The sequence below is a fragment of the Ligilactobacillus saerimneri genome, assembly GCF_036689625.1.
GTDB classification, from domain to species: domain Bacteria; phylum Bacillota; class Bacilli; order Lactobacillales; family Lactobacillaceae; genus Ligilactobacillus; species Ligilactobacillus saerimneri.
In genome coordinates this window covers 536,907-557,756 of sequence record NZ_CP144759.1, presented here as the reverse complement: position 1 = coordinate 557,756, position 20,850 = coordinate 536,907, and the positions used below count along the sequence as shown (strand labels likewise).

Genomic DNA, 20,850 nt, shown 5'->3' with positions numbered 1-20,850 from the left:
GAACACTTCAACGTTTCTCTTTCCCACTTAACCGTTACTTATTTAGCAGCAAACCATGTTGCCCCGTGTTTGCTTTCCACCTTCAATGGAATATCCAGCTGCACGGCTGAATCCATAACCTCTGGTACCACTTTTTCTAACAGAGGAATTTCTTCTTGGGGAGCTTCAAAAATTAATTCATCGTGAACTTGCATCAGCATTCGTGCTTGTAAGCCCCGACTTTGCAAAGCATCCTGCATCTGGATCATCGCGGTCTTGATAATATCGGCTGCACTTCCTTGGATCGGTGTATTGAGAGCTGTTCGTTCCGCAAATGACCGTAAATTAAAGTTCTTACTCTTAATATCTGGCAGGTAGCGTCGCCGGTGCAGAATCGTTTCAACATAACCTTTTTCGCGTGCATACTCAACAATCTCACGCATATAACGCTCCACTCCGGGGAAGTTTTCTAAATACGTCGTAATAAAACGTTTAGCCTGCTGGCGACTAATCCCCAGATTTTGGGCCAAGCCAAAATCGCTAATCCCATAAACAATCCCAAAGTTAACTGCTTTTGCCTGACGCCGTTGGTTGGCTGTCACTTGTTCAGGATCATCGATCCCGAAAATCCGCATTGCAGTATTGGTATGAATATCAAAATCATCCCGGAAAGCTTGTTGCATGTTGTGATCTCCTGAAACATGAGCTAAAACCCGCAATTCAATTTGGGAATAATCAGAAGAAAAGATCTCCCAACCAGGTTGACTAGGAACGAAAGCCTGGCGAATCTGGCGGCCTTCTTCTAACCGTACCGGAATATTTTGTAAATTTGGATCTACCGACGATAGCCGTCCTGTGGCCGTCAAAGTCTGGGTATACCGGGTATGAACCTTCCCATCTTCAGGAGCAACTACTTTGAGCAATCCTTCGATATAAGTGGATTGTAGCTTGGACAATTGCCGGTATGCCAGGATATTATCAATAATTGGTGCCATCCCCCGTAGTTTTTCCAGAACACTGACTGCTGTTGAATAGCCCCGCTTCGTCTTTTTGATTACCGGTAGTTTAAGCTTTTCAAACAAAATTACTCCCAGTTGCTTTGGCGAATTCAGGTTGAACTCTTCGCCCGCTTCGGCATAAATTGCTGTTTGAATCTCAGCCAGGCGCTCCCCAAACTTACTCTGCATTTCCATCAGTTTATCTGTATCAACCCGGACCCCAGTAATCTCCATTTGCGCTAAGACTATTGCTAGCGGACGCTCAATATCTACGTAGAGTGGTACCTGTTCATTTTGCTGGAGCTCAGTTAACAACTGTTGCTCTAGATCATGAATTGCCTTGGTTTTCTGAGCCAGATGCCCACAAAAGACTGCATCATCTGCTGGCAAAGCCCGCTTAGCGCCTTTCCCGTATAATTTTTCGTCGCTTGTTAATTCAAAATAATTATGCTCTTGCGTTAATTTCCCCATATCCTTGCTATTATCAGCATTATTGAGGAGGTATGACACCAGTAAGAGGTCAAAATTAACTTGCCGCAATGTGATTCCTAGCCTATTTAAAGCAACATAGGTCTGCTTGCTATCAAAAACATCAACTGGGATAGTGGCACTTTCCAATAAGTTGCGTAACGGTTTTTCCTGCAATAAAGTAACATCACGACTAGCATAATAATGATCGTTGATCTTAAAGGCAAAACCGACTAACGGAGCGCGGTGATAATTATCACCATCCACTTCGATCACAAACGCCAAATTATCGCCATCATGATACTCAACTGTTGTTAAGTCCTGCACATTAGTCAAAATATCAACTGCTAATTGTGACTTTTTATCAGCTCGTCCGGCCTGGTCAGCATGAATTTCCGCCAAAAAGCGCTTGAAATCTAAGCGCTGGTATAAGTCCACTAGTTGATCAATATCGACAGGTTGCCGTTGGGTATCAGCGAGTGTTACTGCTACCGGGGCATCTTGCCGAATGCGCGCTAAGTCCTTAGCCAAGAAAGCATTGGCCTGGTCTTGTTCCAGGTGTTCTTTCAGCTTAGATTTCTTCATGGTGGCTAAGTTTTCATATAAAGCTTCAACACTTTCGTATTGCTTGATTAATTTTACCGCTGTCTTCGGACCGACCCCAGTCACTCCCGGATAATTATCTGATGAATCTCCTTGAAGTGCCTTTAGGTCGATAATTTGCCGCGGAGTAACCCCCAACTTCTCCTGCACGTATGCTGGGGTATAGTTTTCCATCTGGGTTACCCCACTCTTAGTTACCGCCACTGTCACCTTGTCCGTCGCCAACTGGGTCAAGTCACGGTCCCCAGTCACAACAGTGACATCATAACCAGCGGCTTCAGCCTGAGCCGCCATCGTCCCAATAATATCATCGGCTTCATAATTGGGAAGATCATAACTAGTGATCCCGTATGCCTGCAGCAGTTCTTTAACCAAACCAAACTGTTCGGTAAGTTCACTCGGTGTCTTGTCCCGTTGCCCTTTGTAAGCCGCATATTTCTCTGTCCGAAAGGTCTTTTTGCCAGCATCAAATGCAACCAACACATGCGAAGGATCATAAGTTGTCAAAACGCTATCAAGCATCAATTTAAAGCCATAAATTGCATTGGTATGCAAACCATCATGGTTAGTTAATTGTGTTCGGATAGCATAGAACGCTCGAAAGATAATGCTGTTACCATCTACTAATAACAACCGTGTATTTTTTCCCGTCATAATTTCGCCCCGTATCTAAATTGAATTTAATTTCCTAATTTCATCATACATTAAGAACAAGCTCGGTTGTAGGACCAAATACTTCTTGTTCTTTTTTCTCGTTCAATTTCATTTTACAAATTAATTCGGTCAGACACGACCAATAAAAAAATAGGTGTTGCAAATAAAATTACCTTAAAACGCGGTTTAATGCTAATAAAGCCGCACATATTGTACTATATGCCGTATGTTCTCCCGCCCAAGTAAGTTTTTCTGTCAGTTGCTTGGTAAAATAAAATCTCTGTTTGCTACGGCACAATCTAAAAAAATCCTCACCCTTTTCGGATGAGGATCACACGGTACTATGCGGCTAATCTTATTACTTCCGGTCGCCGCCCATACCAAAAATTTGTAATAACTGTAAGAACAAGTTGATGAAATCCAGGTACAACTGAAAGGCTCCGATCAAGGCTAAATTAGTAACATTAACCTGGCCAGCATTAGTCATATATAAAGCCTTCATCCGTTGTGAATCCCAAGCTGTCAGCAAACTGAAGATCACCACGCCAATGATTGAAAAGACAAATACAATCATTGTACTTTGCAAGAACAGGTTAATCACTGACACAATGATCAAGGCAATTAAAGCTGCCATAGCTTGCCGGCCCACTCCAGCTAAGCTCTTTTTAGTGTTTAACCCAAACAGAGCTAAAACGATAAAATCAGCAGCTGCTGCAACAAAGGCCATAGTTATATCTTGGCCAGTATATAACGTAAGGATACTTGCAAAAAAGATCCCTTCAATAGCCGCAAAGCCAAACAACCCCACCGCTGTCATTGCTGGTGTTCGGTCGATTCGCAGGGATGTTGTCCAAGCAATAGCAAGTTGGGCGATAAACAAAGCCCACATAACCCAGCGATGAGTAGCAAAGAAAGTCAGCATTTCATACTGGTAATAATTGTTCAAAATGAAGGCGACAACTGCGGAAACCCCAACAGCTGCTCCCATGAAAGCATACATTTTGGCTAAAAATGTATTTAAACCTGCTTGACTAAGTCTTCTTTCTTCGTTCACGATAATTCTCCTTCCTTATGGTTTACAGTTTGTGTGTAAACTACCTACTTATTCTATTTATAGGATACCACATCCTGCCTTTAAACTTGTATTTGCTAATATTAAATAATCGTTAAATTCGTAGTATACAAATAAACCAGTCTGGCACTTCGTTCAAAGATACACAAACTGGTTTAATAGTCATTTTTAGTTGTTGCGCAAGCTCAAATTACTCAACAACTTTTCATACTCAAATTCATACTTTTGAATGTCGCCGGCACCCATGAAGATTGCTACTGCATCATGGTATTCCAACAATGGTGACATGTTGTCCAGACTCAAGACACTGCCACCCTTGGCAATCTTGCGTCCTAAATCATCAGAGGATACCTTCCCATCATGTTCCCGGATCGAACTAAAGATTGGCGTCAGATAAACTTTATCAGCCAAACTCAAGCTAGCAGCAAATTCATCCATCAGTGCAATTGTCCGACTAAATGTATGAGGTTGGAAAACTGCAATTAATTGCTTATCTGGGTACTGTTGGCGGGCTGCATCCAACGTTGCCCGAATTTCAGCTGGGTGGTGCGCATAGTCATCGATGATTACCATATCAGCAACTTTCTTTTCACTAAAGCGCCGCTTAACCCCCTTAAAAGTTAACAGTTCCCGCCGAATTTCATCTTGGTCGATCTTTTCCATGTGTGAAACTGCAATAACAGCCAGGCTGTTGAGAACATTATGTTGACCAAACATCGGAATTTCGTATGAACCAAGGAAATCATCATGATGGTACACATCAAAACTAGACCCTTTAGTAGTCCGCTTAATGTTAGTAGCCCGGAAATCATCATCTTCACTAGTTCCATAGAAGTAAATTGGGGCGTGAGCCTGGAGCTTACGTAGGTTTTTGTCTTCGCCCCACACAAAAATGCCCTTCTTAGTTTGCTTAGCAAAGGTTTCAAAGGCATCGCGCACATCATCAATGCTCTTGAAGTAGTCTGGGTGATCGAAGTCAATATTTGTCATGATTGCGTAATCAGGATGATATGCCCCAAAATGACGCCGATATTCATCAGCTTCAAACACAAAGAACCGAGCATCTGGCAGACCTTTACCAGAGCCATCCCCTACCAAGTAACTAGTTGGAGAAACGCCCCCCAGCACGTGAGCCAATAGCCCGGTTGTACTGGTTTTACCGTGGGCACCAGCCACACCAATACTTGTTGTTTCTTCAATAATCATTTCAACTGTTTCAGGATAAGTCAAAACTGGCAAACCTAGTTCGTGCGCCCGTTGAATTTCAACTTGGTCATCACCAAAAGCATTACCAGCAATAATCGTCATGCCAGCTTTGATATTAGCGGCATCAAATGACAAAATCTCAATGCCTGCTTGTTCTAGTCCCCGTTGTGTAAAAGTGTACTTATCGATATCTGACCCGATAACTTTGCACCCCTTATCATGCAAAATCAGGGCTAGTGAACTCATTCCAGTTCCTTTAATCCCCACAAAAAAATATGTGGTATTCATATCCATAGTCGTTATCCTCTTTTCTTCTTCACAATCAAAAATAAGTTTACCATATAAAGCTTACCAGATTCAGATTAAATCTGAATTGTCTTCAAATTGTGCCAACTTTTCTGGTGTTAAGAAAACATCCCGAGGTTTAGATCCCTTAGCGGCTGAAACCAGGCCTTGTTGTTCCAAATCATCAATGATATTGGCTGCCCGGTTGTAACCGATCGAAAACACCCGCTGTAATTTAGAAGTTGATATATTGTCTTCGTTAACAATATAGTCTAACACTTCTGGCAAGAGGTCGTCCTCACTATTAGTCCGAGAAATTTCTTTTTTCAAATCGGTCGGATCAAAAGCATAGTGGGGCCGGGCTTGGCGCCGAACATAATCGGTTACAGCGTCAACCTCATCATTAATATATGTTCCTTGTAACCGGACTGGTTGGCTAGCTCCGTTCCCCAAATAAAGCATATCGCCACGTCCAAGCAACCTTTCAGCACCAGCAGTATCAATAATCGTCCGCGAGTCAACTTGACTGGCAACCATAAAAGCAATCCGCGTTGGAATGTTGTTCTTAATTGTCCCGGTAATAACGTCAACACTTGGTCGTTGCGTAGCAATCAAAAGGTGAATTCCCGCTGCCCGTGCCTTCTGGGTAATTCGGGCAATATAATCTTGAACCTCTGAGGATGCAACCATCATCAAATCAGCCAACTCATCGATCACAATCACAATATATGGCATCTTCAAACCATATTCCCCTTGCGCTTGTGCTTTCTCATTGAATCCCTCAATATTACGAACCCCAGCAGCAGCCAATCGTTGGTAGCGTTCTTCCATTTCGTTAACTACCCATTTAAGAGCAGCGGCGGCTGCCTGCGGATCAGAAATAACTGGTGCCAACAAGTGAGGAATATCGTGGTAAGGCGCCATTTCTACCGCCTTCGGGTCAATTAGCAGTAGTTTGACTTCTTCCGGTTGGGCCTTATACAGGAGCGAAACTAACAAACTATTGATGAAAACTGACTTTCCTGATCCCGTCGCTCCAGCAATCAATCCGTGTGGCATCTTCTGCAGGTCGGTCACTTGAGGACGGCCAAACAAGTCGACTCCCAATGCGACTGTCAGTGGTGATTGGGCTTGTTTAAATTGCGGTGCTTCGAGAACTTCCGCCAACATAACCGGGCGTGATTTAAGGTTAGGAATTTCAATCCCCACACTGCTTTTGCCTGGAATTGGGGCCTCAATTCTGATGTCTTTGGCTGCTAATGCAAGTTTGAGATCATCAGTTAGGTTAGTGATCTTGCTAACCTTGACCCCACGCCCTAATTTAACTTCAAACTGAGTGACTGTCGGGCCAACCGTCCAGTCTTTAACCGTGGCATCAACATGGAACGATTGCAGCGTTTCGTTGAGAACATCAATCTGGTTCAATACCCATTCATCCATGGTGCTACTTTCAACCGCTACTGGCTCTGGCAGCAAACTCAATGGTGGAAATTGGTAAACAAACTGCTGTTTATCCCCCGTCGGTTCTGACGCAGCTGGTTGGACGTTCGTAATGTCTTTAGGATCTGCAATTGCTGCTTTCTTGCTTACTTGCTCAGATACTGGTGGGGCTACTAGCGGTTGCCCACTTGGAGTTGACGTATCTACCATATCCTTGACCATGGCATTCTGACTTGATTTTGGCTGGCTAGTTTGTGCCGTCTTTCCTTGATTAATCTGCTCTTGGCGTCGATGCTCATCAAACAAAGCCAGATGTCGCTGGTCATTTTGTTCAGCATTCATGATATCAGTCAATGACCGGTCTAACGCCCGTGGTTCACCTGTTGCATCTGCAGTAGGTGACACTGGGGTTGGAGTTGGACGCGTTGTACCAGCTTCTACATCTAGTACAGCATGTCCCGCAGCTTGGCTCTCAGCCACTGTCTTCGCACCATCAATCATACCAATCTTGGTATCCTCCGCTTCTGGTTGCGCTTTTTCATCCGGTGCTGTTTCAGTCGTGGCAACCGGCCGAACTGGTCCCTGATCAGCGGGAACAGTCAAATCAATAATTAATTCGTTACTAGGTTGTTCATCCCACAACAAGTATGAATCTGCCGTTTTAGCCAGTTCTTTGACTAACTGCGTATATTTCTTGCGACTTTCATTGGGCGTAAACTGTGCTGTGGAAGGCGGGACATATTTAGGCTTAAATGTCCTCGTTGTATATTCGCGGTGTAATGTACCTGATTGTGCTTTTTTAGTATTTCGCCCCTGATAAACCGGTCCGCGATAATCATCCCCAGTCAAAGAATGATAATTCTCACGGGTGTTTTGCCGCGGGCTAACCCGCGGGACATTTTTTCCTTGTTGCCTAAAAAAGGCTGGTCCATCATAATGTTGCATTCACTTCCACCCTTATCTATCACTTAATTCATTCATATTCGTTGCACAACTATTCTAGCATAATTTTATTACCAAAAAAGAGAGGAGGACAGCCTGTTAGTTCGTTGTCCTCCCCGTAAGGATAATATCTGGTTATGCTTCCTAACAAAGTATTTTGTCCTGCTAGGAAATATTTTTATGCGAACAGTTCAGCCCCAGCCGCAAAGTCAAAAGCAGCGCCAACTGCAAAGCGACTGTCGTCTTCAGGCAGTACCAAAATTCCGCGTTTTTGTGGTGCATTTGGCAATTCTAATTCACGCGCTGAACAAACCATTCCTGGGCTGTCCACTCCCCGAAGTTTGCCTGGCCAAATCATCAACCCGTTTGGCATCATTGCCCCAACTTTAGCTACAACTACCCGTTGGTCAACAGCAATATTAGGTGCCCCACAAACAAGCGTTAATTGTTGCCCATCATTAATAGTAACTTGTACGATGTGCAGGTGGTCAGAATCTGGATGAGCTGCTACTGTTTCCACATGGCCGACAACAAATTTAGGATCATTATCATAAACTAATTCCGCAGGAAAACCGGCTGCCGTCAATGCTTGGTTTAATTGATCCACTTGTTCAGGACGTAAAACCACCTGTCCAGAACCAGCTAAATCAGGCACAATCTCGCTAACAGCAAAGAAGTTATACCCCAACGTTTCGTTAGTGGCCGGTGAAAAAATCCGAACAATATTTTGTTTACGTTCACTTGCTTGAGTTGGTTCATCCGGGCGAACCATCGTCAGCAAAACATCTCCCAAGTGGGCTTTATTATAGCTAGCAATTAGCATCTTTTTAAACTCCCTTATTCAATTAGTAATTATAAAATTAACTCAACGTTAATAATCATGCTCTATTCTAACATAATCAGTCGGCAATTATTTAAAAGTGATTGGAAAATAACAAAGCTGGTAAGAAAATAGCATTTTCTCCCAGCTCCAACTCTAATTAATTCACTTGTGCTAAGAAGTCAACAACTTCAGCCTTGGTCTTACGATCGCCGTTTACAAACCGATCAACTTCCTTGCCATCTTCGTAAACGATGAAACTTGGAATCCCCATAACCATCAATTCTTGACAGAGGTCAATGTTTTCGTCCCGGTCAACTTGTAAGAACTTATAATCTGTAAATTGTGCTTCAATTTCTGGCATGTATGGCTTGATGAATGTGCAATCTGGGCACCAATCAGCAGTAAAGAAGAGGACATACTTTCCTGTTGCTAACTTTTCTTCTAGGGTTGCTTGATTCATTTTTTCTAACATTTCCATGTCAATCACACTCCAGTTGACTTATTAATTGTAAGTAATTATACATTAATCCACTTGGGATGACAACTGATCTGCTTTGGGAAAATGAGCAGTCAACTTGTAAATCGGTTGACCTAACTGGCTAAACTTTTCTTCATATTCTGTCATTATGTTACCTTCTGCTTCAGGACTGTTATGCAGGTCAAGCCAGATACCATCGAATTTCATTCCGTAATTGTTAAGGCTCTGTAACGAAAACTCAAATAGCCCCATATTATCCGTCTTGAATTCTAAATGCCCGGTCGGTGCCATTACCTGCTCATACTGCGCCAGGAAACTCTTGTAGGTTAATCGCCGTTTAGCCTGCTTTTTCTTCGGCCAAGGATCAGAAAAATTCAGGTAAATTCCCGCCACTTCATTATCAGCAAAAAATGTCGTCAATCCTGCCCCGTTTGCCAGAATCAATTGCAAGTTTGGCAGCTTTTGGGCCACCTGTTTCTTAAGAGCAATTCCTGCAGCTGCAGTTTGAATTTCAATCCCAATGAAATTCTTATCGGGGTGCGCTGCGGCCATGTCAGTGATAAACCGCCCCTTCCCCATCCCGACCTCAATGTATAGAGGTGCCTTTTGGGCGAAGCGCTCTTGCCATTTTCCTCGGCATTTTTCAGGTTCTGTCACAATGTATTGGGGATTACTTTCAATTAGTGGGCGCGCCCACTTCTTATTTCTTAAACGCACTCGTGCATCGCTCCTTTAGAAAAAGTGCGCGGAAAATAGCCTTCATGCCAAGTCGTTGGGCTAAGCTAAGACGAGGGTGATGTAAAGTGTGATGACCTTCGTTCATGCTTAGGTTCTAGACTTGGGGCTATTTGCCACGTAATTTATGTGCTATTAGTGAATAAACAACGAGGCTGGTGCGAAAACAGAATTTTCTCCCAGCCTCTCAATAAAAGTATTTTAAATTAATTTTACTTAGTTTTTCGTATCGACAAAATCGGCTAATTTACATATGTCTTGGTTCATTTCATGGAAACGACCACGCCCATGACTATGCTTGATAAAAAACAATAAGTTCATCATTGTATACCAATCAACTCGCGCTTGAAAAGCGGAATCAATCTCTCTTCCATAATAGCGTTCAAGCCACTCATGCCATTGATCACGTGGGACATATAGGCACATTAACATGCTTAAATCCAATGCTGGGTCGCCAACTACTGCTGATTCCCAATCTACTAAATATAAACGTTTAGCATCTGATAACAACCAATTTTTATGATTTAAATCGCCGTGACATACTTCGAAATTTGCTGGGTCTAACTGAGGCATAGTCCGCTTCAGTTGGGTAGCAACACGCGCTAACAACGGATGCTTCCGCAGGTCTGAACTCAGCCCATCAAAATAACTGTCTAATAGGCTTGTTGGGGTCACAACAGTTCCGCCAACCTGTCTTAGCATTTTCTTTAACAGCTTAGAATGATGTACTTTGTACAAGAGGTCAGAAACCTGCTTTGAAGCCATCTCACTTTTATGTAAGCTTCGTCCGTTTAACCATTCTTGGGCCGTCAAAGTGTCACCAGATGACATCCGTTTCGTCCACATCAACCGTGGGGTAACCCCCTCAAGAGATAAGGCAGCTAAAAATGGAGATGTATTTCGCTTCAAGAATAACTTCTTGTTCTTGCTAACCCCCATATAAGCCATACCTGTGTCGCCACCGACTGGGAGAACTTGCCAGCTATTTGTTTCCAAATTGAAATCCATCTTGGCTCGCTCCTCTACTCAATTCGATAACCTCTTAAAGTTTACAAATTTCACTTCTGAGTGTCAAGCAATTTATCCATCTTCTGAGGGAGGTAAAAGCCCGTTAAGACGGCGTTTTCACAACTTAGAATTACCAGCATCCCCCCACTTAAGAGCCAATTCTTAGTTACAATTTCAACCCCGACTACTAGCAAAATTGTCACTCCTCCAAGCAGATAGCGCATCACTTTTTGGAGTGCCTTTCTTTGTTGAAGTGGTTGCAGTGGCCATACATATTGAAACAAATTATTGCGGTGGATACTAGCCAGGCCTAACATTTGATTCATTACCAGGTAAAGCCATAGCATTGCCACTGCTCCACGCACCCAGACCCCTGGAATGAGGAGCACGACCAGCACACCTACACCAACTAACCGGAAGTAGGTTCCGCTTAAGTTGGGATTGCGCACTAAAGTCCGGTAGTAACAATACAAATATGGATTGCCCTTAGCTTGAGGCAGAAGTTTATCCCATAGTTTACGCCGCTTGATACTCCCTTGAACTGCTGGTACATCAGTAAATAGGTTTAAAAAGCGGTACAAGCGCGCCATCCGACTGTTTTCTTTGGCTAAAGCAAGCTGCCAATCAATACCATAATCTTCCAACCGGTAAGTAGTTACCCCGACTATTCCCAAACAAAGCGCTGCCAGAGCCAAACCACCCCAGCAAGTCACCCTCAAGGCCAGGATCAAGCAACTAATTTGTGTACCAAATAACACCAGGTATTCTTGCTTAGTTGCTAATTGTACGTTACGTTTTTTAGTCAAAATTCGGTATTCTTGCAGTGTTAACGTACCCTTTAATAATAATTGGGTCAGCCCTAGTGCCAGTAAGTCCCAACTGTTCATGCCTAGTCCCCGTAATACTAAAGGGCTTATTATTCCCAGTCCAATTATTTGTAATCCGCAGTTACGCCATAAACTCCACCAAAACGCCCGTTGTATATATTGACCACTAGCTTTTTCTTGCGGTAACCAAAAAATGGGATCGGGTGGTTTGAGCAAAGTGGTGATTGAACCAACATACAGCCACCCCCACAGCCAAATTCCACTTACCGGCCAGACCCACCAAGCCGCGTTCTCGGGAGTTAGGTTTTGCACTAGCTGGGCGTAGCCTAAACTAAACCCCCCCAAGATAAATAATAGTGCAATGACAAAGTGATCATTGAGCACATAACGACTATATTTCAGTAATAAACGCCGATATGCCCGTTGACGCTGGCGCCATAAATCATTCATCACTTCCACCCTCCTGTGTTAAAGCTAAGTAAATATCTGTCAAATTAGCGTCCGCCATATGCGCTTGGGTCTGTAAATCGGTTAATGTCCCGTGGGCAATAATTTGTCCATGGTCCAGCATAATAAAACGGTCACAGTAAGTTTGCGCTGTTGATAAAACATGCGTTGACATCAAAACACCCGCACCGGCGTCTGCTTTTGTTCTAATACTTGTTAACAGGTTTTTGACTGCTAGCGGGTCCAAGCCTAAAAACGGTTCATCAATAATAAACAGTTGGGCCTGGGTAATAAACGCACAAGTGATCATTACCTTTTGCTTCATCCCTTTGGAAAAATTAGCAGGTAACCAGTCTAATTTATTGGTCAACCGGAATAAATGCAACAAGTGCTGGGCATCTTGCCAGGCCTGATCATGATCTAAATGATAAGCCATGATTACCATTTCAATATGTTCCCGTAAGGTAAGTTCTTCATATAGAACCGGCATCTCAGGAATATACGCTAATTTCTCTTTATATTTTTGCGGATTGGCCTGCAAAGAAATGCCATTTAATTCAATTTCTCCAGTATGGGGCGTTAGCAAGCCGATCAAATGATTGATTGTGGTCGATTTGCCCGCTCCGTTCAAGCCGATCAAACCCACAATTTCACCGGCTTTGACAGTAAAGTTTAAATCTTTGATCACTGGTAGGCGTGAATATCCCCCAGTTAAATGGGTAACGGTTAACATATGATCCCTCATCTCTTTATCTACTCGGTTCTTTATTCTTAGTGTATAATTATTTTAAACATGAATAAACACTTTTCACTAATGGAGGAAGCATTTATGAACGATTGTATTTTTTGTAAAATTATTGCTGGCGAAATCCCTAGTGTCAAAATCTATGAAGATGATGATGTGTATGCCTTCATGGATATTTCTCAAACTACCCCTGGTCATACCCTGTTAGTACCTAAGCAGCATGTGGCTGATATTCTCGCATATGATGCTGATTTGGCAAGCAAGGTTTTCAGTAAGCTCCCTATGATCGCACGAGCAGTTAAAAATTCTGATCCAGCCATCAAAGGTTTAAACATCGTTAATAATAACGGTGAAGTGGCTTACCAATCTGTCTTCCACTCCCACATTCATATTATTCCCCGGTACTCTAGCGCAGATACTTTTGCCATTCGTTTCAGCGATAATAGTGCTGATTACAGCGCTGAACAACTCCAAGCACTAGCTGCCAAGATTGTAGCTCACTTGGAAAAATAGCACATGCGGACAAGAACCAAAATCGCCCTTACGTTTATCGGTGGTGTTAGTGCCTGGGGATATTTAGAATGGCGGCACTTCAAACAGCAGCGATCAACAGATTTGGGGTTCGACCAAGTTAAAAATGATCTCCAGCATGCGGCTTTTGCTTGGGAACAAATCAGCGGCAAGACTAATCGTCTATTAGCAACTGTCGTGACTGCCCAAGCAGATTTGCTTCCATTAAAAGATAAAATTGCAGCCTATACCGCTGCCATAGAAAAATGGAATACAGCATTGGAAACAAAGCTCCATTAATACGCTTGTAGGTCAGGACGCTTTCTAAAAAATGTTTAAATTAATTACTACTTACCCCCTTCCTGTTTCTGGTCCTGTGGTATAGTAGGACATGTTATTAAATTTACTTTTCACAATTTAGATAGAAACGGATGTGTTTATGCTTATGCAGAAAAAATGGTTAGTTGCTTGTGCTACTATCCTGGCTTCAGTCAGCCTGGCAGCCTGCTCCAAAACGGTTGCTACAACTTCCGGTGGTAAGATTACCGAAAGTGAATATTACAGTAGTTTGAAAAAGACTTCATCTGGTAAGCAAGTATTGCAACAGATGATCTTAAATAAAGTCTTGGAAAAGGAATACGGTAAAAAAGTCACTGACAAGGACGTTGACAAAGAATATGCCAATTACAAGGACCAGTATGGTTCTAGCTTTAACAGTGTCTTGCAACAAAATGACTTGACCAAATCAGCTTTCAAGAAGCAATTACGGTCCAACCTTCTCTTACAAGAAGCGGTTAAGGATAACGTTAAGATCACTCCTTCAATGCTCAAGAGTCAATGGAAGTCTTATGAACCTAAGATTACAGTGGCACATATTCTAGTTTCTAAGAAGAGTACAGCTGAAGATATCATTAAAGAACTACAAAAAGATGGTAGTTACAAAAACTTCAGTAAATTAGCTAAAGAAAAATCCACTGATTCATCTAGCAAGAAGAATGGTGGTAAACTCGATTCTTTCGACAATACGGATACTAACTTAGATGATGACTTCAAGAAGGCCGCTTTTGCCCTCAAGCAAGGAACCTTCACCACAACTCCTGTCAAGACTAGTTATGGTTATCACATCATCTACTCCATCAAGAATCCAGGCAAGGGTAAGATGTCTGATCACACTGCTGAACTGAAGAAGCAAATTATCGCTAGTGAAATGAACGATACGACTACTTTGCAATCAGTTATTTCCAAGGTCCTGAAGAAGGGGAACGTCTCCATTAAAGATAACGACCTGAAGAATGTCTTATCAGACTATACTTCAAGTTCATCAAGCAGTAATTAAATTCGTTACTCTTAGCCACAAATAAGCATGAGGGATACTCTCATGACCAAATAAAAACCAGACAACAATCTCCGCTGCGGAGCTGTTGTCTGGTTTTTGTTTTAAACATTATTCATCTTGTTGCTCAGACTGGTCGGACCAGTTTTGGGGCCGGTAAAATTTCAAATTATCTTTAGCGAAAATCCGTCCAGAAAATTCTCCTGGTTCAGTCTTTTCCAATGCCGACCGTACCATCTGAATTGAAGCATCCAGTTCATCCAATTGGTGCAATACATCGGCTTCTAAGAGGTGAGGTCGGACTGGTGAACCATACTCTAACAACCCGTGGTGAGCTAAGATCATATGGCGCAGTAACACGATGTTTTCTTTCTTGGTGTCAATTCCTGTCTCATCACAAACCTTGATGATTTCTTCGTCTACCAAAACAATATGTCCTAAAAGATTGCCTGCTAAAGTATACTCTGTGCCAACGGGTCCACTCAACTCGAGCGTCTTACCTAAATCATGAAGGATTGCACCCGCATACAACAATGAGGCATTGACGTGTTGATATTGTTGGGTAACTGCTTTAGCCAACCGTAAAATCGATAAAGTATGGTAAGCCAAGCCAGCTACAAACGCATGGTGATTCTTCTTGGCAGCTGGATAGGTAAAAAAGTCTTTTTGGTACTTGTGCAGTAACGCATAAATAATCTTTTGCCAATCAGGATCAGTGATGTCTTCAATATATTCTTTAAACTCATTTGCCATTTCCTTGGGGGCTTCTGGAGCCGTCGGCATGTATAATCCCGGATCGGCATAAGCCCCCGTCGTTACTGGTTCCAGCCGCGTAATCCGCACTTGCCGGTTATCTTGGTAATTAATCAAACTTCCAGTTAGCAAGACCACTGCCCCTGGAACCAACTGGGTTAAGTCTTCAGAACTTGGATCCCAATACATCGCAATTACTTCACCTGATTTGTCAGCAAAAGTTAAAATCAAGTATTGTTTACCATTTTTTGAAACACGCCGTTCCACTCCTTTAAGGAGGACATGCAGGTGAATTTGTTCACCCACTGCGTAGTCAAATAATCTTTTTTCAGCCATTTTTCCTCCATCTCTATGCAAGAAAGTTCCCCCTCTTGCCTCATACCATCATCTGACAAGAGCAGCACCTACTTCTCTTGCTATTTTAAGAGAGGGAGTGGACATAATTGTTCTCCACTCCCTCTCTTTGGCCATTCGTCCATATGAGTAACTGTTATTATGATTCGTATAATTCAGTGATTGGCTTGAACAAGGCTTGTTCAATGTCATCAACAACCACGCTCAAGGCCCGTTCTTTTTCCATCAGGCGCTTAACTGCATCGAATGAAGCTGCCTTTTGTCCAATTTCGTGCATCTTCTTGGCCTCTTCCGGCTTGATATCTGCTAACGAGCCATCTTGTTGCCGCTTTTGTAATTCATCTTGTGCTTTGCGTAATTCTTGGAAAACCGCATATGCTTCTTCGTCTTCCTTCAAGGCCGCAAAAGCAGCTTGCAATTCTTTATATTCTTTAATTTGGCGTAAGTCAGCTTGTAACTGATTAGCCGTATCGTAAATATTAACCACGATTATTCCTCCTCAATGTAACTACGTTTATTATAACATTGATTAACCACCAAACCAGTTACTAATTATTTGTTTGCTGTTTGAGAACCACTCTTTAGCTTTACTCTTCAAGTTATCGCCAGTGTTCTTAATTTCATTCCAAACATCTTCACCCTCTGAGCTATTGGCTTGTTTAGCTTTGGCCATAGTTGAAGCTGACTGAACATCAAATTGGGTTTGCGCGGTATTCGGCAGAATACCTTCCATTTCGGTCTTAAAGAGTAGTGATCCACCCCGTACTCCCTCATCTTGCAATGAATGATTACTTGAATCAAAGCCAACCCAGGTGGCAACCACTATATCCTTGGTATAGCCAACATACCAGTGGTCCTTATCAGCTTGGTTACCTTTACCAGTATTTTCGGTTGTCCCTGTTTTACCAGCAATAGTATATCCATCAGGCTTGGCTGTATATCCAGTCCCGCCAGCTGCATAAACATCTAGCATCATGCTAGTCATTTGGTTGGCCACCTTAGTAGACATAACCCGCTTGGACTTTGGTTCTGCATCAACAATAGTCTTTCCCGTTGCGTCCACAATCTTGGTAATGTAATGTGGCGTCTGGCGCGTGCCATCATCAGCAAATGCCGTATATGCCCCTGCCATTTGTTGCGGTGAGACCCCTTTATCCAAACCACCGAGGGCCAAACTTAGATTCTTATCATCTTTATTTACCGGCAAGCCAAACTTTTTGACCGAATTGTAACCAGCATTAACCCCAATTTTATTGAGGAGCCATACAGCTGAGGTATTCTTGCTCAGTGCTAATGCTTTGTACATCGGCAATTCACCACTATATTGATTATCCCAATTATGCGGTTGATAATGATTAGTCCCATAAGCACGATATTCATCTTTAATCATTGAATCGTAATGATAGCCATCCTGCAAAGCAGGTGTGTATACCGCTAATGGTTTGATCGTTGAACCTGGAGACCGTACTAGCTGCGTTGCCCGGTTGTAGCCACGGAAAACATGACTTCCTGAGCGACCACCTACAACCGCCATTACCCCACCAGTCTTAGGATCAACTGCGATCGAAGCTCCCTGTGCTTGGGCGCCATCAGTTGCGTTGTAAGGAAAAAGAGCATCATTTGCAAAAGCATTTTGCATCTTTTGTTGGTATGTTTGATCCAAAGTAGTATAAATCTTGTATGCTCCGTTCATCACATCTTTTTCAGATAGGTCATACTCATTAATGGCTTCGTTGATCACTGCATCGAAGAAATATGGGTACCGGTAGCCTGATTTGTACTGGTAGCGATCGCTTGTAGTCATCGCAGTTTTCTGGTATTGAACCATTTCATCTTGACTGAGTTTGTTATTTTCATGCATTAAACTTAAAACCACATTCCGTCGCTGCGTTGCAGCTTGCGGATGGTCTTTGGGATTAAACCCATTAGGGCTAGTCAGCATCCCCGCCAAGGTGGCCGCTTGGGGAACACTTAGTTGACTAGCATTAATTCCGAAATACTTGCGGGCTGCATCTTGGACACCCCAGACCCCATTGCCAAAATAAGCATTGTTTAGATACATTGCTAAAATCTGCTTTTTGGAATACGTATTCTCAATCTGCATGGCAATAAAAATCTCTTTGGCTTTCCGCGAAAAAGTCTGTTGTTGGGTTAAGAAAGCATTTTTCGCCAGCTGTTGGGTAATGGTGCTCCCCCCACCACTGATATAGTCTCGGTGGAGAAGTTTGTTTTTGACATATAACAAACCAGCCCGGGCAATACCTTTAACTGAAAAACCGTATTCTTTATAAAAATTGCGGTCTTCCGTTGATAACACCGCTGCTTCAACATGCGGTGAAATCTGGTCCAAATCGACCCATGTTCCCTTTTGGGAATAAAGATACCCCGCTTTGTTATTATTGTGGTCATAAATTGTTGTTGTTTGTTTAAGCTTAGAATTTAAACTTTTAACATCAGCCGTTTTAGCAACAAAAACCAGGTAAGTCGAGCTGAGGAAGATGATCGTTAGACCAACTACTATCAACCACCGCGTCACCTGGTACCGATGCCATTTTCGCTTAATAAATTCCCACAAATTTGTTAACCATGGTACATTCTTCATTAACCTTAATATTCCTTTATTCGTTTTTGCCTATTTTATCACATTCTCAATGATAGGGGCATTTTAAGAAAATTCTTAAGCATTTTTCATATGTTGTTTAATCATACTCCCTACCTGACTGGCACTTTCCACACTATCGCAGATCAAGACTAGTGTGTCGTACCCTGCCAGTGTCCCTAAAACATGCGGGATCTGGTAATCATCAATGACTGCTCCCAGGCCGTTGGCATTACGCGCAATCGTATGGACAATCAGCATAAATTGTACCTGATCAACCCGACTGACATTATCTCTAATACTTTTATAGAGGCGTTCGCTCTGGTCCGCTGGTTGGTGCTTATAGACCACATAGCGTACCTGTCCGGTATTGTCAGCCTTTTTGGTAATATGTAATTCTCTAATATCTCGTGAAATCGTGGCTTGAGTTGCCTTGATTCCCCGATCTTTAAGTATTTTGATTAGTTCTTCTTGCGTTCCAATGCGATTTTGGACAATTACACGTTCAATTATGGCTTGCCGCTCTTCTTTCTTCATCATTTTTCTCCTATTCATTATTCTTCATAAATATCCAAAATCCATTATATCATTAACCATACTTCTTTTTCAGAACAGTCTGACGAACAGCAATCACTCCGCGGCGGGTTAACGCTTCTTGGGCACAAACGCGAGCCCGCAGGGTTTTGCTGATTGTTGGTAAAGTAGAGTTGGCAATATTAGCAATCACATCCCGGGTAAAAGTCTGTGGTAAGTAGACAAAACTTTGCCTGGTGTCCCCAAAATAGTGGGCTAGTGCCAAAATTGTCATCCATATGCGATCAGGAGCAGCAGGCTGCGAAACCGCTAAGGTCATGTCCTCGCTAATCGTTCCCTGATAAAAGCAGTCCTCAAATAATACATGTTTCCATCTCAGGTTCATTGCTTCTAACGCACGCAACGCATGGGGATTGATCTTCAATGCTACCACATCTGTCCAAGCCATAAAGTAATACTGATTCTTAATGAAACTTTTCTTTTGGCAACACCGCCCAAAAGGAAAAAAGTGTTTGGTAGCAATAAAGCGGGAAAATGGTTTGCCATCTTGTTCCAATAAGTCAACTTTAACTAACCCTTTCAGAACATAAAAAAGGTTTCCTTCCAGCTCTTCGTCAGCAATCGTTGTTCCTTGCTTGTATGCTGTTAAAGGACAGTTGGCTACCAAGTATTCACACTCAGCTTGACTGAGACCAGCTTCATGCAGTGAAGCCGCAATATCCATGTTTTCACCTCCTTTTTGCGTAACTATATCACATTAAAAATAGCGCTTACATAAAATACTTTAAATATCATTCTTTTTTTATGAAAATATCATCGTCATCCCGTATCCTTTTTATCGGGAGCAAAAAGTTAGTACTAAATAAACTAAGCGGCTGTGAAAAGTTTCTCCCAGCCGCTGGTTACTTTTCTAATTTTGATGAAAAAGATCCCGTGTATAAAGTTTATCTTGCACATCACTCAATTCGTCACTATACCGGTTAGTAATAATCAGTTCACTCATTTCTTTGAACTGCTGCAAATTGTTAATAACTGGATTGCCAAAAAAGGTATCCGTCTGTGCCAACAATGGTTCATAAATGATTACTTTGGCTCCTTTAGCACGAATCCGCTTGATCACACCCTGAATCGCAGACTCACGGAAATTATCCGAGTTTGTTTTCATAGTGAGCCGATAAACACCGATCACTACTGCTCGTTCCTTTTGAGAACTGTACACTAAATCATTAGTATAGTCATAATAACCGGTCCGTTTGAGGATCTGGTCAGCAATAAAATCCTTCCGCGTACTATTAGCGGTGACAATTGCTTCAATTAATTCTTCTGGAACATCCTGATAATTGGCCAATAACTGTTTTGTATCTTTAGGTAAACAGTAGCCACCATAGCCAAAAGATGGATTATTGTAATAATCACCGATCCGTGGATCCAAGCAAACAGCTTTAATAATCTCCTGCGTGTTTAAGTCATGAACCTCCGCATATGTATCCAGTTCATTAAAATAGGCTACGCGTAAAGCTAGGTAAGTATTAGCAAAAAGTTTGGTAGCCTCTGCTTCTGCTAAACCCATGAACAAAACCGGGATATTCTTACGCAAGGCCCCTGCCTGTAAAAGGTCTGCAAAGGTTTTAGCCCTAGTGATTGTTGCTGGTTGATCATTTTTTGTTGTAACAATGATCCGGTTAGGATTTGGGTGGTCGACCCGTTATAGTTTCCATTCCGTGTTGTTTGCTTTCCAGTAATATAGATCTTAGTTGTTGAAACATAAGTTGGAGTTACGACCCAGGCGCTCCAAACATAGCCAATTACAGCACACACTATTGTTCCCGCGATGATGACCCACCATCGGTGGAGTAAAGCTTCAATTAAATTTAATAAGTCAACTTCATTATATTCATTTGTGTTCATTCCTATTCCACCACCATTGTGTTCCCTCTTATCTAGGTGCACTAATAAAAAAGTTCACTATCCCTTATTAAAATAAGCAATAGTGAACTATTTTGGTGCAATGCACGCCAAATAAACTATTCGTTGTGTAATCTCTGTGCCAACTTAAA

Annotated in this window: 18 protein-coding genes and 2 pseudogenes; 3 read left to right on the top strand and 17 right to left on the bottom strand. The window is 42.3% G+C overall.

Translation table 11 applies throughout. The features are described from left to right. Window positions 1–38: 38 nt before the first annotated feature. The 10 genes from polA to V3C97_RS02615 form a co-directional block, all read right to left on the bottom strand. Entirely contained in the window at window positions 39–2,702 is a 2,664-nt protein-coding gene (gene polA / locus V3C97_RS02660) for a DNA polymerase I (protein ID WP_338434394.1), read from the bottom strand. Between the two features lie 358 nt (window positions 2,703–3,060). Further along, window positions 3,061–3,759, bottom strand: coding sequence for a Bax inhibitor-1/YccA family protein (locus tag V3C97_RS02655; RefSeq protein WP_035162568.1), 699 nt, complete (start codon window positions 3,757–3,759; stop codon window positions 3,061–3,063). 183 nt (window positions 3,760–3,942) lie between these two features. Further along, window positions 3,943–5,274: a UDP-N-acetylmuramate--L-alanine ligase gene (murC, locus tag V3C97_RS02650; protein WP_027826163.1), complete on the bottom strand. Its 1,332-nt coding sequence runs from the start codon at window positions 5,272–5,274 to the stop codon at window positions 3,943–3,945. A 63-nt stretch (window positions 5,275–5,337) separates the two neighbouring features. After that, window positions 5,338–7,650, bottom strand: a complete 2,313-nt coding sequence (locus V3C97_RS02645; protein ID WP_338434393.1) for a DNA translocase FtsK — start codon at window positions 7,648–7,650, stop codon at window positions 5,338–5,340. A gap of 175 nt (window positions 7,651–7,825) precedes the next feature. Beyond that, complete coding sequence (gene ytpR / locus V3C97_RS02640) at window positions 7,826–8,470, bottom strand: YtpR family tRNA-binding protein (RefSeq protein WP_027826165.1); 645 nt, start codon at window positions 8,468–8,470, stop codon at window positions 7,826–7,828. A gap of 157 nt (window positions 8,471–8,627) precedes the next feature. Beyond that, the gene (locus V3C97_RS02635) at window positions 8,628–8,948 is read right to left on the bottom strand and encodes a thioredoxin family protein (protein ID WP_009554855.1); all 321 of its coding nucleotides are present in this window, start codon (window positions 8,946–8,948) and stop codon (window positions 8,628–8,630) included. Window positions 8,949–8,993: 45 nt separating this feature from the next. Beyond that, on the bottom strand, window positions 8,994–9,665 hold the full coding sequence (trmB, locus tag V3C97_RS02630; RefSeq protein WP_338434392.1) for a tRNA (guanosine(46)-N7)-methyltransferase TrmB: 672 nt from the start codon (window positions 9,663–9,665) through the stop codon (window positions 8,994–8,996). 234 nt (window positions 9,666–9,899) lie between these two features. Continuing rightward, the gene (locus V3C97_RS02625) at window positions 9,900–10,691 is read right to left on the bottom strand and encodes a phosphotransferase family protein (protein ID WP_009554859.1); all 792 of its coding nucleotides are present in this window, start codon (window positions 10,689–10,691) and stop codon (window positions 9,900–9,902) included. A 50-nt stretch (window positions 10,692–10,741) separates the two neighbouring features. Continuing rightward, window positions 10,742–11,968, bottom strand: a complete 1,227-nt coding sequence (locus V3C97_RS02620) for an ABC transporter permease (protein WP_278838504.1) — start codon at window positions 11,966–11,968, stop codon at window positions 10,742–10,744. Then, complete coding sequence (locus V3C97_RS02615) at window positions 11,961–12,698, bottom strand: ABC transporter ATP-binding protein (RefSeq protein ID WP_278838505.1); 738 nt, start codon at window positions 12,696–12,698, stop codon at window positions 11,961–11,963. The genes V3C97_RS02620 and V3C97_RS02615 overlap by 8 nt, the downstream gene beginning before the upstream one ends. Window positions 12,699–12,794: 96 nt before the next feature. Here V3C97_RS02615 and V3C97_RS02610 point away from each other — a divergent pair, with 96 nt between their 5' ends. The 3 genes from V3C97_RS02610 to V3C97_RS02600 all read left to right on the top strand — a co-directional run bounded on the left by V3C97_RS02610 (window position 12,795) and on the right by V3C97_RS02600 (window position 14,556). Then, a complete protein-coding gene (locus V3C97_RS02610; protein WP_027826170.1) occupies window positions 12,795–13,223 on the top strand; it encodes an HIT family protein in 429 nt (142 codons plus the stop codon). A 3-nt stretch (window positions 13,224–13,226) separates the two neighbouring features. Continuing rightward, window positions 13,227–13,520, top strand: coding sequence for a hypothetical protein (locus V3C97_RS02605; RefSeq protein ID WP_278838506.1), 294 nt, complete (start codon window positions 13,227–13,229; stop codon window positions 13,518–13,520). Between the two features lie 145 nt (window positions 13,521–13,665). Continuing rightward, window positions 13,666–14,556, top strand: coding sequence for a peptidylprolyl isomerase (locus tag V3C97_RS02600; protein ID WP_027826172.1), 891 nt, complete (start codon window positions 13,666–13,668; stop codon window positions 14,554–14,556). A 108-nt stretch (window positions 14,557–14,664) separates the two neighbouring features. Here the strand turns inward: V3C97_RS02600 and V3C97_RS02595 are convergent, their stop codons facing one another. From V3C97_RS02595 to V3C97_RS02565, 7 genes and pseudogenes are all read right to left on the bottom strand, one after another. Beyond that, window positions 14,665–15,642 (bottom strand): 3'-5' exoribonuclease YhaM family protein, encoded by a 978-nt coding sequence (locus V3C97_RS02595; RefSeq protein ID WP_009554871.1) that lies wholly within the window; start codon window positions 15,640–15,642, stop codon window positions 14,665–14,667. A gap of 157 nt (window positions 15,643–15,799) precedes the next feature. Further along, window positions 15,800–16,147 (bottom strand): YlbF family regulator, encoded by a 348-nt coding sequence (locus V3C97_RS02590; RefSeq protein ID WP_027826173.1) that lies wholly within the window; start codon window positions 16,145–16,147, stop codon window positions 15,800–15,802. A 42-nt stretch (window positions 16,148–16,189) separates the two neighbouring features. Further along, a complete protein-coding gene (locus tag V3C97_RS02585; protein WP_338434391.1) occupies window positions 16,190–18,262 on the bottom strand; it encodes a PBP1A family penicillin-binding protein in 2,073 nt (690 codons plus the stop codon). Window positions 18,263–18,337: 75 nt separating this feature from the next. Further along, the gene (locus V3C97_RS02580; protein ID WP_338434390.1) at window positions 18,338–18,799 is read right to left on the bottom strand and encodes an ArgR family transcriptional regulator; all 462 of its coding nucleotides are present in this window, start codon (window positions 18,797–18,799) and stop codon (window positions 18,338–18,340) included. Between the two features lie 49 nt (window positions 18,800–18,848). Further along, the gene (locus V3C97_RS02575; protein WP_009554879.1) at window positions 18,849–19,517 is read right to left on the bottom strand and encodes a Crp/Fnr family transcriptional regulator; all 669 of its coding nucleotides are present in this window, start codon (window positions 19,515–19,517) and stop codon (window positions 18,849–18,851) included. 186 nt (window positions 19,518–19,703) lie between these two features. Continuing rightward, window positions 19,704–20,492, bottom strand: a pseudogene (locus tag V3C97_RS02570) (UDP binding domain-containing protein); the annotation flags it as partial. 17 nt (window positions 20,493–20,509) lie between these two features. Next, a pseudogene (locus V3C97_RS02565) lies at window positions 20,510–20,701 on the bottom strand (Wzz/FepE/Etk N-terminal domain-containing protein); the annotation flags it as partial. Window positions 20,702–20,850: the final 149 nt, after the last annotated feature.

Bases quoted from the DNA above. Each gene is read 5' to 3' on its own strand.
- polA (WP_338434394.1), bottom strand. From the start codon at position 2,702: ATGACGGGAAAAAATACACGGTTGTTATTAGTAGATGGTAACAGCATT.
- murC (WP_027826163.1), bottom strand. From the start codon at position 5,274: ATGGATATGAATACCACATATTTTTTTGTGGGGATTAAAGGAACTGGA.
- V3C97_RS02645 (WP_338434393.1), bottom strand. From the start codon at position 7,650: ATGCAACATTATGATGGACCAGCCTTTTTTAGGCAACAAGGAAAAAAT.
- ytpR (WP_027826165.1), bottom strand. From the start codon at position 8,470: ATGCTAATTGCTAGCTATAATAAAGCCCACTTGGGAGATGTTTTGCTG.
- V3C97_RS02635 (WP_009554855.1), bottom strand. From the start codon at position 8,948: ATGGAAATGTTAGAAAAAATGAATCAAGCAACCCTAGAAGAAAAGTTA.
- V3C97_RS02625 (WP_009554859.1), bottom strand. From the start codon at position 10,691: ATGGATTTCAATTTGGAAACAAATAGCTGGCAAGTTCTCCCAGTCGGT.
- V3C97_RS02620 (WP_278838504.1), bottom strand. From the start codon at position 11,968: ATGAATGATTTATGGCGCCAGCGTCAACGGGCATATCGGCGTTTATTA.
- V3C97_RS02615 (WP_278838505.1), bottom strand. From the start codon at position 12,698: ATGTTAACCGTTACCCATTTAACTGGGGGATATTCACGCCTACCAGTG.
- V3C97_RS02610 (WP_027826170.1), top strand. From the start codon at position 12,795: ATGAACGATTGTATTTTTTGTAAAATTATTGCTGGCGAAATCCCTAGT.
- V3C97_RS02605 (WP_278838506.1), top strand. From the start codon at position 13,227: ATGCGGACAAGAACCAAAATCGCCCTTACGTTTATCGGTGGTGTTAGT.
- V3C97_RS02600 (WP_027826172.1), top strand. From the start codon at position 13,666: ATGCAGAAAAAATGGTTAGTTGCTTGTGCTACTATCCTGGCTTCAGTC.
- V3C97_RS02595 (WP_009554871.1), bottom strand. From the start codon at position 15,642: ATGGCTGAAAAAAGATTATTTGACTACGCAGTGGGTGAACAAATTCAC.
- V3C97_RS02585 (WP_338434391.1), bottom strand. From the start codon at position 18,262: ATGAAGAATGTACCATGGTTAACAAATTTGTGGGAATTTATTAAGCGA.
- V3C97_RS02580 (WP_338434390.1), bottom strand. From the start codon at position 18,799: ATGATGAAGAAAGAAGAGCGGCAAGCCATAATTGAACGTGTAATTGTC.
- V3C97_RS02575 (WP_009554879.1), bottom strand. From the start codon at position 19,517: ATGGATATTGCGGCTTCACTGCATGAAGCTGGTCTCAGTCAAGCTGAG.